The sequence below is a fragment of the Candidatus Woesearchaeota archaeon genome (assembly GCA_016180285.1).
GTDB lineage: Archaea > Nanobdellota > Nanobdellia > Woesearchaeales > JACPBO01 > JACPBO01.
Window position 1 is genome coordinate 11,890 of record JACPBO010000020.1, and the last position, 16,900, is coordinate 28,789.

General features: G+C 35.1%; 22 protein-coding genes. 10 read left to right on the forward strand and 12 right to left on the reverse strand.

Annotated elements, in window-relative coordinates:
• The first annotated feature begins 65 nt into the window (after positions 1 to 65).
• From HYU07_04425 to HYU07_04440, 4 genes are read left to right on the forward strand one after another with little or no spacing between them, the layout of a single operon-like run.
• Positions 66 to 650 (forward strand): hypothetical protein, encoded by a 585-nt coding sequence (locus HYU07_04425; GenBank protein MBI2129460.1) that lies wholly within the window; start codon positions 66 to 68, stop codon positions 648 to 650.
• Entirely contained in the window at positions 650 to 1,012 is a 363-nt protein-coding gene (locus HYU07_04430; GenBank protein MBI2129461.1) for a hypothetical protein, read from the forward strand. The genes HYU07_04425 and HYU07_04430 overlap by 1 nt, the downstream gene beginning before the upstream one ends.
• Entirely contained in the window at positions 1,009 to 1,308 is a 300-nt protein-coding gene (locus HYU07_04435) for a hypothetical protein (protein ID MBI2129462.1), read from the forward strand. Before HYU07_04430 ends, HYU07_04435 begins: the two co-directional genes overlap by 4 nt.
• Entirely contained in the window at positions 1,292 to 2,566 is a 1,275-nt protein-coding gene (locus HYU07_04440; GenBank protein MBI2129463.1) for a 7-cyano-7-deazaguanine synthase, read from the forward strand. The genes HYU07_04435 and HYU07_04440 overlap by 17 nt, the downstream gene beginning before the upstream one ends.
• Before the next feature lie 28 nt (positions 2,567 to 2,594).
• Here the strand turns inward: HYU07_04440 and HYU07_04445 are convergent, their stop codons facing one another.
• The 3 genes from HYU07_04445 to HYU07_04455 are packed head-to-tail and all read right to left on the reverse strand — an operon-like array spanning position 2,595 to position 4,390.
• Positions 2,595 to 3,308 carry a hypothetical protein gene (locus tag HYU07_04445; protein MBI2129464.1) on the reverse strand — a complete coding sequence of 238 codons (714 nt, stop codon included), beginning with the start codon at positions 3,306 to 3,308 and terminating at the stop codon, positions 2,595 to 2,597.
• Positions 3,309 to 3,359: 51 nt separating this feature from the next.
• Positions 3,360 to 3,737, reverse strand: a complete 378-nt coding sequence (locus HYU07_04450; protein ID MBI2129465.1) for a hypothetical protein — start codon at positions 3,735 to 3,737, stop codon at positions 3,360 to 3,362.
• Positions 3,737 to 4,390, reverse strand: coding sequence for a hypothetical protein (locus HYU07_04455; GenBank protein MBI2129466.1), 654 nt, complete (start codon positions 4,388 to 4,390; stop codon positions 3,737 to 3,739). The genes HYU07_04450 and HYU07_04455 overlap by 1 nt, the downstream gene beginning before the upstream one ends.
• A 147-nt stretch (positions 4,391 to 4,537) precedes the next feature.
• On the opposite strand from HYU07_04455, the gene HYU07_04460 reads away from it, so the two are divergent.
• Positions 4,538 to 5,428 (forward strand): Fic family protein, encoded by an 891-nt coding sequence (locus HYU07_04460; protein ID MBI2129467.1) that lies wholly within the window; start codon positions 4,538 to 4,540, stop codon positions 5,426 to 5,428.
• Positions 5,429 to 5,708: 280 nt separating this feature from the next.
• Positions 5,709 to 6,605: a hypothetical protein gene (locus HYU07_04465; protein ID MBI2129468.1), complete on the forward strand. Its 897-nt coding sequence runs from the start codon at positions 5,709 to 5,711 to the stop codon at positions 6,603 to 6,605.
• 188 nt (positions 6,606 to 6,793) lie between these two features.
• Here the strand turns inward: HYU07_04465 and HYU07_04470 are convergent, their stop codons facing one another.
• From HYU07_04470 to HYU07_04480, 3 genes are read right to left on the reverse strand one after another with little or no spacing between them, the layout of a single operon-like run.
• The gene (locus HYU07_04470) at positions 6,794 to 7,420 is read right to left on the reverse strand and encodes a metallophosphoesterase (GenBank protein ID MBI2129469.1); all 627 of its coding nucleotides are present in this window, start codon (positions 7,418 to 7,420) and stop codon (positions 6,794 to 6,796) included.
• 35 nt (positions 7,421 to 7,455) lie between these two features.
• A complete protein-coding gene (locus HYU07_04475; GenBank protein MBI2129470.1) occupies positions 7,456 to 8,025 on the reverse strand; it encodes a threonylcarbamoyl-AMP synthase in 570 nt (189 codons plus the stop codon).
• A gap of 56 nt (positions 8,026 to 8,081) precedes the next feature.
• Positions 8,082 to 8,336 (reverse strand): DUF192 domain-containing protein, encoded by a 255-nt coding sequence (locus HYU07_04480; GenBank protein MBI2129471.1) that lies wholly within the window; start codon positions 8,334 to 8,336, stop codon positions 8,082 to 8,084.
• Positions 8,337 to 8,603: 267 nt separating this feature from the next.
• Between HYU07_04480 and HYU07_04485 the strand changes: the two genes are divergently transcribed.
• Positions 8,604 to 9,665 carry a winged helix-turn-helix transcriptional regulator gene (locus HYU07_04485; GenBank protein ID MBI2129472.1) on the forward strand — a complete coding sequence of 354 codons (1,062 nt, stop codon included), beginning with the start codon at positions 8,604 to 8,606 and terminating at the stop codon, positions 9,663 to 9,665.
• Here HYU07_04485 and pyrG read toward each other — a convergent pair.
• Positions 9,662 to 11,281, reverse strand: a complete 1,620-nt coding sequence (gene pyrG, locus HYU07_04490; GenBank protein ID MBI2129473.1) for a CTP synthase (glutamine hydrolyzing) — start codon at positions 11,279 to 11,281, stop codon at positions 9,662 to 9,664. The two genes, HYU07_04485 and pyrG, sit on opposite strands and share 4 nt — an antisense overlap.
• Positions 11,282 to 11,325: 44 nt before the next feature.
• Positions 11,326 to 11,946: a hypothetical protein gene (locus HYU07_04495; GenBank protein ID MBI2129474.1), complete on the reverse strand. Its 621-nt coding sequence runs from the start codon at positions 11,944 to 11,946 to the stop codon at positions 11,326 to 11,328.
• A gap of 98 nt (positions 11,947 to 12,044) precedes the next feature.
• Here HYU07_04495 and HYU07_04500 point away from each other — a divergent pair, with 98 nt between their 5' ends.
• Genes HYU07_04500 through HYU07_04510 form a run of 3 tightly spaced genes read left to right on the forward strand, consistent with a single transcriptional unit; the run spans position 12,045 to position 14,236 of the window.
• On the forward strand, positions 12,045 to 12,839 hold the full coding sequence (locus HYU07_04500) for a hypothetical protein (GenBank protein ID MBI2129475.1): 795 nt from the start codon (positions 12,045 to 12,047) through the stop codon (positions 12,837 to 12,839).
• Between the two features lie 47 nt (positions 12,840 to 12,886).
• Positions 12,887 to 13,873, forward strand: a complete 987-nt coding sequence (locus HYU07_04505; protein ID MBI2129476.1) for a calcium/sodium antiporter — start codon at positions 12,887 to 12,889, stop codon at positions 13,871 to 13,873.
• A 6-nt stretch (positions 13,874 to 13,879) separates the two neighbouring features.
• Positions 13,880 to 14,236, forward strand: coding sequence for a hypothetical protein (locus HYU07_04510; GenBank protein ID MBI2129477.1), 357 nt, complete (start codon positions 13,880 to 13,882; stop codon positions 14,234 to 14,236).
• 1 nt (position 14,237) lies between these two features.
• Here HYU07_04510 and HYU07_04515 read toward each other — a convergent pair whose 3' ends face one another.
• From HYU07_04515 to HYU07_04530, 4 genes are read right to left on the reverse strand one after another with little or no spacing between them, the layout of a single operon-like run.
• On the reverse strand, positions 14,238 to 14,930 hold the full coding sequence (locus HYU07_04515; protein ID MBI2129478.1) for a hypothetical protein: 693 nt from the start codon (positions 14,928 to 14,930) through the stop codon (positions 14,238 to 14,240).
• Positions 14,927 to 15,262 (reverse strand): hypothetical protein, encoded by a 336-nt coding sequence (locus tag HYU07_04520; protein ID MBI2129479.1) that lies wholly within the window; start codon positions 15,260 to 15,262, stop codon positions 14,927 to 14,929. Before HYU07_04520 ends, HYU07_04515 begins: the two co-directional genes overlap by 4 nt.
• A gap of 1 nt (position 15,263) precedes the next feature.
• A complete protein-coding gene (locus HYU07_04525; GenBank protein MBI2129480.1) occupies positions 15,264 to 15,842 on the reverse strand; it encodes a hypothetical protein in 579 nt (192 codons plus the stop codon).
• Between the two features lie 50 nt (positions 15,843 to 15,892).
• On the reverse strand, positions 15,893 to 16,864 hold the full coding sequence (locus HYU07_04530; protein MBI2129481.1) for an Lrp/AsnC family transcriptional regulator: 972 nt from the start codon (positions 16,862 to 16,864) through the stop codon (positions 15,893 to 15,895).
• Between the last annotated feature and the right edge of the window lie 36 nt (positions 16,865 to 16,900).

A 16,900-nucleotide genomic window follows, 5' to 3' on the forward strand; every position in this document is an offset into this window, starting at 1 on the left:
AAATAATACAAAAATTTATATTTAAATACTCACATTCAACTACATGGGGGGTAAGGAGCTTACAAATGACATTAGATTTTACCAACTTATTGCTTGGAAGCGCTTTTGGAATATTTATTGCTTTATTAGCTTGGGGCGACCAGATAAGAAAACCTAGAAAAGAAATAATGGAACTCGAAGAAACTTTTAGAAAAGAATTCAATTTAAAAAAAAGCGTTACAAACCCTCTCATCAGGAAATCATATAATTCAATGCAAAGTTCTAATCGGTATAGCTTTCTTCAACAAACTAAATCAATGATCCAATTATTGGAAAACCCATCAATTAAAGGTGAGAATATTAAACTATTAAATCAGTTCAGGAAACTTCACGGAATTAGGCAACAGTTAGAAACTGATTACACTTTTAGATACATCTTTTCAATTTGGCTTTGTGTAATATTGTATTCTTTTGGTATAATCTCAATTTATACAAATGAACTTACGTTTTCGTTGTTTAACATAACTATAGAATTTAATATAGTTCTTTTATTCATTGTGATTATCATGATTGGTGTTTTGATTCACAATTTCTTTATAGTGCATAAAGGTGAAGAATTATTTGTGAATGAAATATATTCTACGGATGATAGAATAGAGGTAAAAGATTAATGGGAGGAAGAAAATCAGCTAGCGTTGATAGGGTTGTAGGTAAATCTGATACGATTAAACCTAATAAAAAAGCATTTTTTAATGCTATTGATTCTGAAAACCCAAAAAAGATAGTATCAACAGCTGTCGATTTATTATCCTCAAGCGACAGTGCGATTAGTAATCTTTCTCAAGCAACTAAACTCCTAGATTTCATTAGCGAGAATAAACTTAAAGAAACAGCACCATACCAAGATAGAAAAGAAGAAGTTTCAAAAGAATGGGCAAAAATAAAAAAAGAGCATGACTTAAAGACATCCTCAGAAATAGACAGGATATTTATTGATTCTGCCACTAAGGTTATTAGAAGGGGTAAAAAATGAGCGTAGACCCCCTCCAATATGAAAAAGAGTTTTGGGCAGATGTGATATTTAAGAACCTAAATGGATTGACACGTTCAGAAGATGCAAGTCTCAAGTTTTATGCTATGGAACTGGAAAAACAAAATGCTACTGAACAAGGATTTAGAGAATTTTCTTGGATTGCTTCCAATATATTTATTGAACTATGGGCTAAAAGAAAAAGAGAAGGTAAGAATTTAAATGAGAAAGAAATTGAGAAGCTAATAAAACAGAGTTTAAGTAATACATGGAAAGAGTATAATGAACAAAAAAATTAAGGATATTGTCTACACGATTTCTCCGAATTCAAAGATGCGTTTCTTAAATGATAAATATCTTTGGATGGAAAGAGATATTTTTATACTTGCATCAATAATTTTTAATATCGAAACTGTTTTCAGGATGAAAGAAAAAGTTAATCAGGTTAAAATATCTATTTCTGAAGAGACTGCCGAATTATGCAATTTAACAGCTCTCAAAAATGAGATAATGGATTTGTTAAATTATGTGCTGATGTATGATGTCGAGGTTATTTTTGAAGTTAATCAAGAATATTCTAAATATAAAAGAGACAAGGATTTAGAATTTAACAAATGCAATAATGTTTGTCTATTCTCCGGGGGTATTGATAGCTTTTCAGGAATTGTTACTTGTAAAAAAGAATATAAAGATATTGAAGGACTATTCGTAGCACATGGAGATCAACCTAGGGGAGTGAATATTGTCTCTACCCTCTACAAAAATGCATTAGAAAAATTAAAAATTCCAATCCACACTCTTTATGCACCCCCCATGAAAAGATATGGATACTCTCAATTAAGGGGTTTTCTTTATTGTATGTATGGTGCAATCTACATGAGTTTACTCAAAGCAGATAATCTACTTGTAACTGAATGTGGTCCAACGATGTATCAACCAAAATTCTCACCTTTTGATAGTGTAACCATGACTACTCACCCATATGTGTTAAAAAGGACTAAAAATATTATTGAATTATTTTTAAGAAGAAAAGTTCATATTATCACTCCATTTGAAAATCTAACAAAAGCAGAAGTTTTTATAAATTCACCAATAAAAAATCAATTCCAGTTTACACATTCATGTATTTCTTTAGGAACGGGAAGAAATTGTGGGCATTGTTATGGTTGCGTTGTTCGAAAAATTGGATCAATAATAGCTGATCTTAAAGATACAGAATATGATATTAATCCTTTTACTGAGGATTACCAAAAAGGAGAAAATCTTGTCAGTTTAGCAAGGTTTTCTCATGATGTACTATTAAAATATGAGACTATGAATTTTACTTCCAAGGAGAATATTTTCATTTACAAAAAACAGAGGTTGTTTAAGAGATTTGCATTAGATACCTTTGCAGCAATTTATATTTTGAAAGAAAAAGGATTTCAGACTAACCCTTACATCGAAAATTCATATGAAGCCGTCATTAATAAATTAGGTATAAAAAAGATAAAAGAAAGAATTGAAAATGTAAGGTCTGGTAAATTTATTCCTAATTTTGATAAAGAAGTTAACTAGAAAACTTAACTTTAGAGTTCATACATGTTTAATCTTCATGTAAATATTTAAAATTAGTGAATTTATCAAATAGGTCTAAGGTTTTTATAACCTTTTTTTCATAATCTGAAAAATACTTTTTATCCAATATAACCTCTTTTTTTTCTCCACCTAATAAAAAACACAATTTTGGAAGAGGAGAATCACATAATTTTAATGGTGCAGAAAATATCACTTTCCCATGAGCAAAACGATCCCTTGTTTCTATGATTTCCTTAATTAAAGTTAAAAGTTCTTTTCTTTCATCCTCTGCAAGATTATTGATATCAAGATGTTTAATCAATTCCCTAAAAAGTTTCCATTTATTCATCAATGTAAAAAATTCTTTCTCAAGAATAAGCTCTTTGAATATACATTTTTTATTTTTATTAACCATTGCATCCGAAATAAAACCGTCAAGTCTACGTTCAATATTTAAACAACTCCCAATAATTCTTCCCCTCATATTAGTAACTAAAGAATTTTGTATGCCAACATTCCTTAAATGGTCTGTTGTATAACCGCACTTTGGTGTTAGTTTTATTTCTTCAGGGTTTCTTAAATTAAATCCACCATAATTCATAGTGTTAGGATTCATATAAAAGTAGATATAATATGAAATATATAAATATTTGTGAGTGTGCCCCTTGACAATTATCCTTGATGGCTCTCCAAGCTTGATTGGACTGTGTGCCCCTGCATCATAACTCTCATCAGATTTCATCGAATCTTAATTATCTTCCCTTTCTCCCCGGCATAAACATCAAGTAATTCATCAATAGCTTTTCTTCGTCATCTCAAGGCTCTTTCTGACTTTATCATAATATTTATGATCTCCTAAATGAAACTCAATGTAGAATGAATTCTTGACTTTCACAAATAATATCCTGTATTCAATGCCCTCAAGATTAAATGCATATCTGAATGTCATAAGTTCGCCGATTGCCCAGTCTTTATACTTCTTCTTTGAGCCAATTGTTATTGGCTGTATTTTCCTTTCAATGACACTCTTTATCCAGTTATATATTCCCTGTGCTTTAGAGTCTGAAATAAGCATAGTTATCTGATCAAAATTATTCCCAAGAAATTCCAGCCGGTATTCCTGAGAGATTATGCTTCTGATCATATTCTTGAATTCCTTTGGCTCAACCATCACGCAGCACCCTTTACAACATTGTGCGAAAGCTCATATAAATATTTTTGGCTTTCATAATCCAAAGAATCTTTATAATAGCCCGCCTGCGTATAGAAATACCTTTTAATGTAGCCTTTCGTTAAGTATTTGTCTATGATCAAAGGGGCTTCTTCAGATATGTAATTTAAAATTTCCCTGAAATTTCTGAATTTTTCAATTTTCTTCATTAGCTCATAGCCATCCAGAATCTGGTTGTTTTTGAAGTATTCTGTATAAAGCACAAGAAATCGTATGTTTTTATGGTATTTGTTCTTCTCATTCAATATAGTGGGAACTGCCTCATTCACGACATTCCAATAATCTGCAATAGTTGCCTTTAATGGCTTTTTCGGCAGTATGTTCTTTGCAATGCAGCTTTTTGAAACAGAATGGTAAAACAGCGAGTAAAGATCGTTAAAATCAATCCTTATTACATTTATTTTTTTGTTAACAGGTTTAATCTCTTTTTTTGCCCTGCTGATTACGAATAAGTCTATATCCCCGTACTTTTCTTTAAACAAAAAAGAGCCGCTGATAAAGCAGTATTTCAATGGAATGCTGTTTAGGATTTTTTGCGCTTCTTCCATTCTTCCAGCGATCATTGCTTCATCAGAGGGGTTGTAAATTATCATATATTACTTATTTTATACTTATTTATAAATCTTTCCATATTTTAGATTAAATATATAAAAAAAGTAATAGTCAGGTGACTACAAAACAGCCTGAATGTAGTCACCTAATACCAAAAGATTTAAATATGTAGTCACCTATATTATGCCATGCACGTTGAGAAAAGAAAGGCAGGAAAGCGGATAAAGTATTTCTTGGCGCATTCTTACAGGGAAGGCTCCAAGGTTCATAAATTCAGAAAATATCTGGGGCAGGATATAGATTTGCTGGATGAAAGGAAAAAAATAGCTGAAAAGCTTATTCTGGAAGAAATACACAGATACCAAATCATAAAAGATCCGCTTCAGGTAGAGCTTTCAGAAGAAGAGATAAATTCAATAAGAAAGCTTGAAGCTCAAATACCATTAAAGATAAGCCACTTATCAGAAAGAGACTGGAAAGAATTCTCAAAAATATTCACATACAATACCAACGCAATAGAAGGAAGCAGATTAAACCAGGAGGAAGTGAAAGAGCTGCTGGAAAAAGACAAATGGCCCGATAAGTCAAAAGAGGATATTGCAGAAGCATTCGGAGTGGATGAAGCAATTTCATATATTCGAAACACAAAAGAGCGCATCTCATTAGAGCTCATAAAAAAGATGCATAAAATTGTATTTAAAAATTCCAAGCCATTTGCAGGAAAACTAAGAAAAAGAGGCGAAGAAGTGGTTGTCATGGGCAGCGGGGGAAATGTTGTCCACGAAGGAGCGCCTCAGTCGAGAATAAATCATCTTCTGCGCGGATTGGCAGAATGGTATGAAAAGAACAAAAACAGGTATCCTGGATTGATTCTCGGGGCAGTTGTACATAACCAATTTGAGAATATTCATCCGTTCAGGGATGGAAATGGGCGGGTGGGAAGAATCTTGCTGAATAATATACTCATCAAGCATAATCTGCCCCCGATAAACATAGATTTCAGGAACAGGGCAGAATACTATGCATCTTTGCAGGCATATGAAAAAAACCATGATTTAAAGCCCACGATAGAGCTTTAGATTTCAGGAACAGGGCAGAATACTATGCATCTTTGCAGGCATATGAAAAAAACCATGATTTAAAGCCCACGATAGAGCTTTATATGAAAGAATACAATGAATTAAAGAAAAAACTCGGTAACTATAAAACAAAGAAAGCCTAAATAGCCGAATCAGCTCTTTTTCAAATCTCAATTATCTTCCCGGCATTTATGGCCGTTGGCAGTGATTAAATGTTATCTTATATTTATCAGTGACTTTAGAAACATTTTTATACTACCTGAAAATAGTAATTTATACAATGAATTATTTGTTCAAAAAAATCTACATGCCTCTGGACAAGTCATGGATTATAAGGATGGGCATCCTTGACCTGATGAACGGCTATGACAGCACAGTCAGGTTTCTTGAGCAAAATCTTAGTGATGTAGGTGGTGATTTGAAAGCGCTTCATAAAGCATCAATTAACTGGCATTCTCACAAAACCATTTATGTTGGTGAATCAGCAACGCTTTATAGATTCCTTAAATTTGCTTCTTGGAAAAAAGGCTTGAACAAGGACTTTATATTGGAAGGAACCCTCATAGGTAGAGAAATCTGCAATGATTCTGAAATTGCAAACTATTCGCTTGAAAAACTTTTACAATTGGATAACAAAACCTCGCAATGGGCTAGCGCCTCTGCCTTGCTCGGAAATAATGAAAAAATTGAGAACCCGCCTTACAAACTAAAGGTAACTTACGAAGCTGTTTTGCATTGGAAGGAGCGAAGAAGCAAGGGAAAATGCTGGGAGCCTCGCTATGATGAAACAATCCTCAAGCAGGCAACTGCTTTTCTTAAGCTGTTAAGAAATGGAAAAGCCGATTTTGTTGCAGAACAAGCAGAAGACTATTGTTTCGCACGCACATTTGGATTTATTGAAAAAGAAGAAGGGGCTAGACAGTGGCCTAGCCTTTTCACACATGAAAGCAACCGTATCGAGATGATGGAAAATGTGCTTAAAAATAGCGAATTAGGTGAAAAAGTAAATTCAAAAGATCACAGGGTTGTTCAGGCTTATGCAATGCTTCAAAAATTAAATGGAAGGGAAATCAGAATCGCGCATAAGGAATGTGTTGGTAAAAGCTGGACGCAATTCTGGAAATTCCTTGAAGATGCTGACAAGTTAAAATGTCAAAAATTTTCCACCAGTTTTTAACTGGTGGCTTAAAGCCAACTTTTTTTGCATATGGAAAATTTTTGAGCATGATCAAGTGTCAAAAATGCTTGCATTTTTGAGCAAATTGGAAATGTGAACATTTCCGATTAACCACCTGATGCGGTGAATAGCAGCAACATTCCACCAATCTCTGATGGGTGGTTCTTGACAGATAAAGCAGAAATAATTTAAATCTCAATAATCTTCCCTTTCTTCCCGACATTGATCACTTTCGTCTTGCCAACCATCTCTTCTATGCCCTCTGCCTCATGAACATGGGAGCAAAGCAGTATGTCAGGATGAAACTTTTCTATTGCCCTCTTTATTCCGGGGCTTCCTGGGCAGAATTGCGTGAACTTCTCCATCTTTGTTCCTGAAGGATGCACATGCGTGACCATTATTTTTTTACTTAAATCCTTTATTTTGTCAAACCCCTTCTTCAGCAAATCATAAATCTCTTTTTCATCCATCTGAAACAATCCGATATTTGCGCCGCCTGCTCCAAAGATCCCCACATTGCCGTATTTCACAGAATAGCCGTGTATATTTTTAACTCCATAAACTTCAGCAAGAAAATCCGCAGTTGCAACAGTCTCATGATTTCCGGGAATAAGCAAAACTTTCTCATTTCTTTTTTTAAATGGGCCGATTAAGTTTGTTGTTGACCTCTCTCCCATTGTTAAATCACCGCAGAGAATAACAAGATCAACATTTTCCCGTTTTGCCTGCTCAGCCAGCTTCTCAGCAAGGCTCATATCTCCATGAATGTCCCCGGCAGCAAGTATCTTTAGTTTTTTATCAGTTTTCTTTTCCATAATGCAGAATAACAGAACGTAATTTAAAAAACTTCCTATCTTTTTATTACCTTTTCCTTTTCAGTCAGGTCAATTATCGTTGAAGGCTTGCCTTTTTTCTCTCCTTCGTATAGTATGAAATCAATCTTAACCTTTATTTCAGGATCAAGATTTTCAACAGATGTCATGAAATCCTTGCCAATTACATTGGCAGATGTCGTCACAATCGGAACATTCAGCTCAGCAGCAACCTCGCTGAACCAGTGATTAGGGATTCTTATGCCCAGTGTATCTAAATCAGAATTCACATTCGGAGAAATCGCATCCTTTCTTTTGAGTTTTAGAATCAATGTATAAGGTCCTGGAAGCTTTTTCAGCCATTTCTCCGCTTCTTTTGATACTTCACAGTTTTCCTTGATCCATTCTATTGAAGGAGCAATAATTGAAAAAGGCCTTGTATAGCGCTGCTTCGCTTCCCTCACTTTTTTTACAGCTCCAAAATGCCTTGCATTGCAGCCGATCCCATAGATCGTGTCAGTAGGGTGAATAAATGTAGCGCCATTTAATATCCCCCTCAGAATAGCTTCTTTGTTTATCTTGAACTCGTCTTTATTTATGATTTCCATGGTTTTCAGGAATATCCAGCGCTTTATAAATGTTGTTATATGCACTATATACCCGATCAGAATTCTATTTTATCATTGAGCTTTGTTTTATTAATGATGCCGCAAGGCAATTCAACAGCATATTTTGCTCTTCTGATGCCAGTATAAACAGTAAAGGGCTTAAAATTCTTTTTTATTTCAACAATTTTCCCGTTTTTATTTAAAAACAGCACATCAATCGGGTAAAAAACAAAGAGCATGTGCAGCGAGATTCTTTTTTCTTCATCAAAAGCCAAAACCAGCGCAAAATCCTTTCTTCTTTTAGAAAACATCAGTCCGAGTGATTTTATTGCTATTTTATGAAGTCCATAAAACAACTGAACTGACTTTGGCGGTATAGTCACTGGACACACTAGACAACTGCAGGCACAAGATATATAAATGCATTGTATACAAGTTCAGTTGAAAAAGAGGAAAGTTAAGCTGACTTAATCTTTCTTTTGGTGTCTTAGAAACATGAAATCCATTAAGTCGTTTTTACTTCAACCCCTTTTTCTTCATACACAAATCCTGCATAACGAGAATTTGAGACAATTAAAATGAACATAAATGAACAATTGAAAACTATTGGTTGGACCCCGCTGCATACAAGACTTCTGGCGCATAGGATAGGTGATGGCAGCGTAAATTATTACGGACACTATGATTGGAGTAATAAACATATGGAAGAATTTGTTGAACTAGCTAAATTCTTGAAAGTAAAATCTTGGGGACCAATCATAAGTGATAAGTACGGAACAAAGAAGATAATAGTGCATAAGAAAAATTTCAAGAATTTTGCAGCAATATTTGGCTTAAATCATGAACACTTAATTCATGATAAGCTTCTACTTTTAGATACCTTAAAACAACTACCGAAAGATCATAAAATACAGATGTTACTGGCGTTCATTGTGGATGATGGTTCTTGCAGTAACTGGATGCTCTCGCTCTTTGTGGATCCTGATGAGCAAGTGATAGAAAAAGTCAAAATATTATGGAATGACGTATTTCCTGGCACTCTGAGCATTCAAACATCTATTACAAAGAAAGGAACAAAGGTGTATCGCTTATTTTGCAATAGGGAAGGAATAATATCCTTAATGCATGAAATAAGAGAAGCGGTCAGAAAATATGGTCCTATTGCAAATCTTTGGTGGAAGCAGCCAATATTTGATAATAGGTACAAAAAAGCTATTTCCAAAAGAGCCAAGGAGTTGTACGAAACTAAAATTTACTTTGGTTTCAAGGAGAAAAGAGTACTGGAGTATCTTAAGGAGAACAAAACCATAACTATTAAGGAGATTAGAAGGATTTTAAACCTAACAAAAGATAGAGCACATAGATTTATAACCAAACTAGTGAAAAATAATAAATTATTCTTAATAGATGCAGGAAACAGAGCCAGATATTCTCTTGAATATGAAGACAACAGTTTTGAAAATAGAAAAAAAATCATAATGGAATATCTCATGAAAAATAGGATTATGCGCAATCGAGACTGCAGAAGATTGTTGGATGTGGGTTCATCCAAGGCTTACAAAATACTTAAAGAAATACAAAAGCAAGGAAATATAAAACAAATAAAATCTAATGGCACAACATATTACGTGCCATCTTAGGATGTGTACCCTAATGCATCTCTCACAAATCCCAAGAACAAAGGTGCTGGTTTAATTAATCTCGATTTGAGTTCAGGATGTGCTTGGGTGGCTCGGAATTTGCCATTACTCAATTCAATAAATTCTACGAGTTTTGTACCATCCTCCCTTATATGGTGCCCAGAGAATATTAAACCATGATTTTCAAGAATCTTATGGTGCTTTGGGTTGACTTCATATCTGTGTCTATGGCGTTCGATTACTTCTTTCTGCCCATATAACTCATAAACTTTAGTTCCTTCTTTCAAAATAGCTCTATACGCTCCAAGCCGCATAGTTGCGCCCTTTTCCCTGACATTTTTTTGTTCAGGCAGAATATCTATAACAGGGTTCTTTGTTTTCTCATCATTCTCGCTTGTGTTGGCGTCTTTAAGATTGCACACATTTCTTGCGAATTCAATAACCGCTAACTGCAATCCATAGCACAATCCAAGGAAAGGAATGTCATTTTCACGGGCATATTGTATCACTTTTATTTTTCCTTCTGTTCCCCTGGAGCCAAATCCGCCGGGAACAATAACGCCATTAACATCCTTTAAGGCATCTTCAACTTTTACTTTTCCATTCTCTATTTCTGTTGTTTCAATCCATTTCAGTTCAACTTTTGCATTGAGGTGCGCTCCTGCGTGCATCAATGCCTCTATGATGCTGGCATAAGAATCCATCAATGCAGTGTATTTGCCGCAGACTGCAATCTTGATCTTGTTTTTTGGGTTTTTTATGTTTGCAACTAATTTTTTCCATTCAGTTAAGTCCTTTATTTCCCTAAGAGCTAGTTTTTCCTTTAAAACTTTCAGCAATCCTTCCTTTTCAAAAATAAGAGGCAGCTCATAAGTTGTTTCCACTTTCGGGTCTGATATCACTTCCTCTTTCCTTACATTGGAAAACAAGGCGATCTTCTCCTTTATCTTATCCTGCAAATACTCCTCCGACCTGCCTATCACAATATCAGGCTGTATTCCCCTCTGCTCTAGCATTGAAACGCTCTGCTGCGTTGGCTTGCTTTTCTGCTCCTCTACGCCTCCGACAACAGGAACAAATGCGAGATGAACATATAAGATATTTTCCCTTCCAACAATAGCTTTAAGCTGCCTTGTGGCCTCTATAAAGAGCATATTTTCCATATCCCCGACTGTGCCTCCGATTTCAACAAGCATAATGTCCGCTTTTTCCTCATTTGCGATTTCAAAAAGCCTGTTTTTAATTTCATCTGTAACATGGGGTATCATCTGCACAGTCTTGCCAAGATAATCGCCTTTTCTTTCGCGGTCAATAACCGCCTTGAAAACCTTTCCAGAAGTTAAGTTCCATTTGAACTTGCAGTCAATATTCAAGAAGCGCTCATAATGCCCGAAATCCATGTCAACCTCTCCTCCATCATCCAGCACGAAAACTTCGCCGTGCTCTATCGGGTTCATTGTGCCGGGATCAACATTAAGGTAGCCGTCGCACTTTACCGGAATCACTTTGTAAGTTGAATTGAGAAGCCTTCCAATTGATGCAGTTACGATCCCCTTGCCTAATCCAGAAAGAACTCCCCCAGTTACAATGATCCACTTTGTTTTATTAGTGAGCATAACTAAGAACATATAGTTTTATTTATAAAGTTTTCTCAAAAATGTTAAAACATCTTAAAAATGCTGCTATAAACACTAAACCCATCAATTCCCGGAATCGGCAGCATGTTCAATATAAATAAAAACATATTGATCTGCTTCGTCAAATACAATACCGGGTAATATCTTTTATTTATTTTCATTTTCTTTAAAACAATCCACGATCCAATCCACAATATCAGATTTACAAAAGGCCCGACAAATGCTATCACTCCGCTCTGCATGGAAGTCAGAGGCTGAAGCGGCATTACAAACCCTGGGATAAAGAAAATAAAGCCAAATCCAATTAGCTTCAGGAATATTCCGACCAACAGCCATCCATAGGCTGCGAAAAATGTTGCTGAAACTCCAAAAGCCATTGCAGCAAACTTATGCCCTAATTCATGCAGCGCAATTGCAGGAGCAACAGCAGCAACTGCAAACTTAAAGTTAGAAAAGCTTAATCTTCCGTAATGTTTCAAAGGGTCATATGATCCGGCAGCAGGCCTTCTGAAAATATCCTTGAAAATAAAGCCGATCACAATGCTCATGATTATTACATCTATTATTTCAAGGATCAGCGAATTGAAAGGTATGCCGATATTAAACATCCGCAATATATCCAGTCTTGTGAAGTCGAAGATCATGGATAAAAAAGAAATATGCATCATTTAAATAGTTTCCTGTAAAGTTGGGTTCTCTAAAAACACAAATAATATAAATTCGTCTGGTTTTATGCTTATAAATGAATTATGACTATGTAACAGAATTTGGAAAAAAATTAAGAGAAGAATATCTGATCCTAGGAAAAAAAGATTGTCTCAATCGATTATTTCGAATAGACGATATAATTTTGCTTGAAACTAGATATGATGGCGAACCTCTTTTTCCAGTGCTAAAGCAGCCAAAAACAATCTGTAAAATAGTGCTTGACGAAACTATACCTTGTTTGCTATGCGATACCATGACAATTTATCATCCTAACCTTTATTTAACCCTTGCAGGTAGAGGGCCTTTCGCACAATTATTGGGATCAATAGACTGCCTTCCAGCATTGCCTTATCTTAATGAAGCACTTAACCATGATCTAGATCCTTCTATGAGAGGTTGGACTGCTGAAGCTCTTGGTCTTTTTGGAAAAAGAGCCCTTCCACTCTTGAATAGTGCCCTTAAAAAAGAAGAAAATGAAGGGGTTATAACTGATATTGCAAGTTCAATGTTATTTTTAGCTGATGAAAGCTCATTGCCTTCTTTGATTGAAAAAGCTGATTATCTGGTGAATAAATTGCAAAGCATTACAAATGATGAAGAGAGATTTGACCATATTCTTTTATGCCAACTCCAAGAACTTTTTAAGGTATTGAGTTATATTAAACATCCTAAGTCTTTAGCTTGCTTAAAATACCATCTTCATAACGAAAATGATAAAGTCTCCTGGATGGCTTCAAGATATGTTAGATATTACGAAAAAGAAGTAGAGCAAATGCCAAAAATAATAGCTGCGCCAACAATCAATGCCCGCTTACATATTGATGATTAATTTACTTTCCCATAACATTTATATATTGATCTTTAAAATCTTTTCTTATGTTTGAAATAATATTATTATTGGCATTTATAATCCTTTTGAGCATAATATTCATTACACTCGGCTCTGACTGGGCAACTGATTCTTTGATCCCTCTTGCTCAGAAGCTCGGAACAACACACGTCGCTATTGGCCTGATACTTGTTTCAATAATGGTCAGCCTGCCTGAAATAATAGTTGCTGTCTGGGCTGCAAAGCTGGGCCATATAGATATAAGCTTGGGCGTCATAATCGGCTCAATAATATGCAACATAGGCTTAATGACCGGCTTGTCTGCAATGATAAAGCCGCTTAAGGTCAGCAGGTCTTTGATTTTAAGGGACAGCATATTTGCCCTGTGCGTTGCTATTGTTGTTCTTGTTTTAAGCATGGATTATCAGATTACAAGATCTGAAGGATTTGCATTCATCCTTATTTTTATACCCTATTTGATTAATGTCTGGGTTCAGGAAAAATCAAAGCATGAAGCCCAGAAAGAAAAAGAGCTGAAGGAAGTAGAGATAGAGCTGGACTTTATCGGCCTGCAGTTCGGCAAAATAAAAGCAGGAGTTTTGAGCTTTATTTTCGGCATGGTCCTTCTCTTGATAGGATCATATCTTTTTTCAAAATCATTAACATGGATATCTGGCGCATTTGGATTTTCAGACCTTCTTATCGGCCTGACAATAGGCGCAATAGGCCCTTCTATACCTAATATAGCAGCCGCAATCCAGGCAACATTAAAAAACATGGAAGAAGTTGCTGTTTCAGAAACACTTGGCTCAAATATATTTACGCTGCTAGTTACATTAGGAATTTTATCAATCATACAGCCGATAACAATAACAGCAGGATGGCTGCGCTTTGACATTCCGATAATGGTCGCAATGAGCATGCTGCTGCTTACATTTATGGTTTACAGGCAGAGGATAACAAGAGCAGAAGGATGGATATTGTTTTTGGGCTACATTGCTGTTTTAATAATGAACATAGTTATACATGTGTGATGCAAAATGACAGAGCTAATAGCCTGCCTCTCGGCAGCAAAAATAACGCAAGATTATCTGGTTAAATTAATTAACAGCCAGCAGTGGGAAAAAGTGCTCCTTGTGGCAGATGATCTCTGCAGAAAGGATTTTCCTAAAGTGAAGAATGTTGAATTTATAATCACAGATCCAAAAGAGCCGCTGCAGAAACTAAGCGAAAACATAAAAAAACAGCTTGAGAAAAAGATAACAGGCATAGAGGTTGCCTTCAACATGATCGCAGGGTCAGGAAAAGAGCACATGGCTGTATTGTCAGCATTATTAAAGCTCGGAGTTGGGATAAGGTTGATTGTGCTGACTGAGAATGGTGCTCTAGAACTGTAATTTATTTCATTATCTTATACAATTGATAAAGCAATCTATCTGTTGCCCTTACAAGATCAACATTAACGCCCTTGATCACAACACAATTACCCTTAAGCTCTACTTCAGCTTTTCCAGTTTCTTTTAAGTAAATAACCGGCTCATTTGTGTTTGTGCAGTTGATGATCGGCCTTACGGCGCAGGGAATTGTCCTGTTTTCAGAGCATGCTGCAACAGGCATTAGTCCAAGGCCCTGCACCATGTTCAGGCTTAATTCAGCAGCAGCCAGTGCAACATAGCCTGCCCCGGATTCTGCCGGATCAGAAGTCAAATAAATGCTTTTGCTGAAATTAAACCTGCCATCAATTTTTCCTAAAATCGATATATTTTTTATTTCGCCGGGATTGTAATGCAGCGGAATGTTGAAAATGTTGTTTTCGTTCTGTATCTGAGTGTACCACATGCCGCCTATTTTGGTGAACTTATATGCGCCGTATTTGTATTCCTGCGGATTTTCTTCCTTGCTGTAGAAATACTTTACGCTGAATATTAATGCGAATGCAACGATCAAAACAATAATGGCTATTAGAAAAACCCTTATTGCCTTTTTGCTGTCGGTTTTTTCCTCTTCATCAGGTTCCTTTTCATCATCATCTTCAAGTGTTTTTTCTATCTCAGACACATCCTTGATCACTTCTTCATCTGCTTTTTTCATTTCAGTATGTCTGCTGCCCTTTTTATTGCAACAAAGCCATATGCCCATAATATCGGCAGCCATACGGGCATAACTCCAAACAGGCTTCTTCTTTCAAATGTTTCTGACCCTGTAGAAATGAATAAATATTCAAAGAAAAACATCATGGCAAAGCCCAAAACCAAAAAAACAGCGTCACCCTTCTCATATCTGACCAAAAAAGAAATGGCAATAATAACAAGGTATATTGCAGCCAGAATATAGTCATTTTTCACAAATGGAGTAAGGACTATCATAAGCAATACAGGAGTTGCTTCAATGAATACTCCGAATATGTTTTTAACAATGTCCATTTTATTTTATTATTCCAAATAATCCAAATAATACCCTGTCCTTCAATCTTATAAGGCCTTCTTCATTAGTTGAATGAATGGATATGCAGTTCCCTTCCAAATCAACCCCTGTTTCATTGGAATAAGACAGCTCTATGACAGGCACAGTCGCTGTTGCATTCCTGCAGCTGACAACAGGAAGCTTGTACTCGCTTTCATTCATCAGCGAGGCTGCCGCATATATCTTTAAATTCTGCCACAGCGCATTTTGAAGGTCATACTGCGCTTTTCCCATTATCTTGCGCGTGTCTTGTGAAATATCGTAAGTGATATAAAGCATTTTAGTGTTCAATACCTTATTTACAGCATCATTGCTTAAATTTATGTCTTCGACATTTTTTGGAAAATTGTCAAAATAAACATTCTTCCCATTTATTTTTGTTGCAAAAAGATTTCCATTTTGTGAGAAACTATAGCCGTTATACTTCAGCTTTACAACATTTGTATACCTGTCGAAAATAACGGCAAATGTGCTGAACACCATTATGAATGCCAAAAATAATGTCACAAGTACTTGTTTGTTTATTCTTCGCTTTTTCATAAGCAAATGAAGAAATGGCTTATTTATATGTTTTTCTAAATGTTTTTGTTTTATTCAGGCAAATATGATAATTTATGCTCTTCATATATTAAAACAGAATTATAGCTTTTAATATCTTTGCTAAAAGCATCTTTTATCCCTTTTAAAATCGCTCTTAATTCTTTATCACCTTTTACTTCCAAATCAATTCCTAGGTCATAAGAGCCAAGATATTTGACAAAATAGATTATGTTTGGATGCTGTTTGAAATATTGAAATATCTTTTTGATGTTTTCAAAATTCTGAAGCCTAAATAGGACATTATGATACTGATAACCTAATTGCGATGTGTTTATTATAGGTCTAAACGCCTGGATTATGTTTTTCTTTTGCAGTTGTCTTATTCTGTAAGCAATAGCTTCTGCGGTTAGGTCTAACTTGCTTGCTATTTCGTACAATGGAATTCTTGAATTGTTTGCTAAAATTTTAATAATCTGCAAGTCTGTTTTATCCAAATCAAATTCAGGCTCTCCTGAATAGAAAATATCAGGAGAATCATCAAATTTTTTATTAAACAAATAAGCTTTTCTACAGGCATGATTCTCTGTTATTACAATAACATCCCTTTCCTGCACATATTGAGAGTATTTATTCAAAAAATCTGTGAAAAAATCATCAAAAACAATCGGGCTTTTTACCCATGCAATAGCCATTAGATTGTAATAGCCATCGCAGCTTACAATCCAGCCAACATATGGGCTTTTAATAAAATAGTCAATAATCTCTTTTTCTATTTCTGAGGTGATATTCTGAAATGTAAGCATTAATTTATAAGTCATATAACCAAGTTTTGTTATGTTTAAAACAGAGTAATATCCTTTAATTATACTATCGTTCTCTAACTTCTTTATCCTGTAATTTACTACGTCCTTGCTTACACCAACTTTTTTGGCTATTTGCGAATTGCTTTGCCGGGCATTTAAGTCTAATTGCTCCAGTATCTTTCTGTCCTTAATGTCTAATTGTATTGAATTTTGTGACATATTCCATTATACCTAAAAATAAGTATTTAAATATTT

Coding starts and splice junctions, on each gene's coding strand:
- HYU07_04450 (MBI2129465.1), bottom strand. CDS start 3,737: ATGGTTGAGCCAAAGGAATTCAAGAATATGATCAGAAGCATAATCTCT.
- HYU07_04495 (MBI2129474.1), bottom strand. CDS start 11,946: ATGATCTTCGACTTCACAAGACTGGATATATTGCGGATGTTTAATATC.
- HYU07_04480 (MBI2129471.1), bottom strand. CDS start 8,336: ATGTTTTCTAAAAGAAGAAAGGATTTTGCGCTGGTTTTGGCTTTTGAT.
- HYU07_04430 (MBI2129461.1), top strand. CDS start 650: ATGGGAGGAAGAAAATCAGCTAGCGTTGATAGGGTTGTAGGTAAATCT.
- HYU07_04440 (MBI2129463.1), top strand. CDS start 1,292: ATGAACAAAAAAATTAAGGATATTGTCTACACGATTTCTCCGAATTCA.
- HYU07_04455 (MBI2129466.1), bottom strand. CDS start 4,390: ATGATAATTTACAACCCCTCTGATGAAGCAATGATCGCTGGAAGAATG.
- HYU07_04445 (MBI2129464.1), bottom strand. CDS start 3,308: ATGAAATCTGATGAGAGTTATGATGCAGGGGCACACAGTCCAATCAAG.
- pyrG (MBI2129473.1), bottom strand. CDS start 11,281: ATGCTCACTAATAAAACAAAGTGGATCATTGTAACTGGGGGAGTTCTT.
- HYU07_04515 (MBI2129478.1), bottom strand. CDS start 14,930: ATGAAAAAAGCAGATGAAGAAGTGATCAAGGATGTGTCTGAGATAGAA.
- HYU07_04435 (MBI2129462.1), top strand. CDS start 1,009: ATGAGCGTAGACCCCCTCCAATATGAAAAAGAGTTTTGGGCAGATGTG.
- HYU07_04500 (MBI2129475.1), top strand. CDS start 12,045: ATGAATTATGACTATGTAACAGAATTTGGAAAAAAATTAAGAGAAGAA.
- HYU07_04465 (MBI2129468.1), top strand. CDS start 5,709: ATGAATTATTTGTTCAAAAAAATCTACATGCCTCTGGACAAGTCATGG.
- HYU07_04505 (MBI2129476.1), top strand. CDS start 12,887: ATGTTTGAAATAATATTATTATTGGCATTTATAATCCTTTTGAGCATA.
- HYU07_04475 (MBI2129470.1), bottom strand. CDS start 8,025: ATGGAAATCATAAATAAAGACGAGTTCAAGATAAACAAAGAAGCTATT.
- HYU07_04520 (MBI2129479.1), bottom strand. CDS start 15,262: ATGGACATTGTTAAAAACATATTCGGAGTATTCATTGAAGCAACTCCT.
- HYU07_04460 (MBI2129467.1), top strand. CDS start 4,538: ATGCACGTTGAGAAAAGAAAGGCAGGAAAGCGGATAAAGTATTTCTTG.
- HYU07_04525 (MBI2129480.1), bottom strand. CDS start 15,842: ATGAAAAAGCGAAGAATAAACAAACAAGTACTTGTGACATTATTTTTG.
- HYU07_04485 (MBI2129472.1), top strand. CDS start 8,604: ATGAACATAAATGAACAATTGAAAACTATTGGTTGGACCCCGCTGCAT.
- HYU07_04425 (MBI2129460.1), top strand. CDS start 66: ATGACATTAGATTTTACCAACTTATTGCTTGGAAGCGCTTTTGGAATA.
- HYU07_04510 (MBI2129477.1), top strand. CDS start 13,880: ATGACAGAGCTAATAGCCTGCCTCTCGGCAGCAAAAATAACGCAAGAT.
- HYU07_04470 (MBI2129469.1), bottom strand. CDS start 7,420: ATGGAAAAGAAAACTGATAAAAAACTAAAGATACTTGCTGCCGGGGAC.
- HYU07_04530 (MBI2129481.1), bottom strand. CDS start 16,864: ATGTCACAAAATTCAATACAATTAGACATTAAGGACAGAAAGATACTG.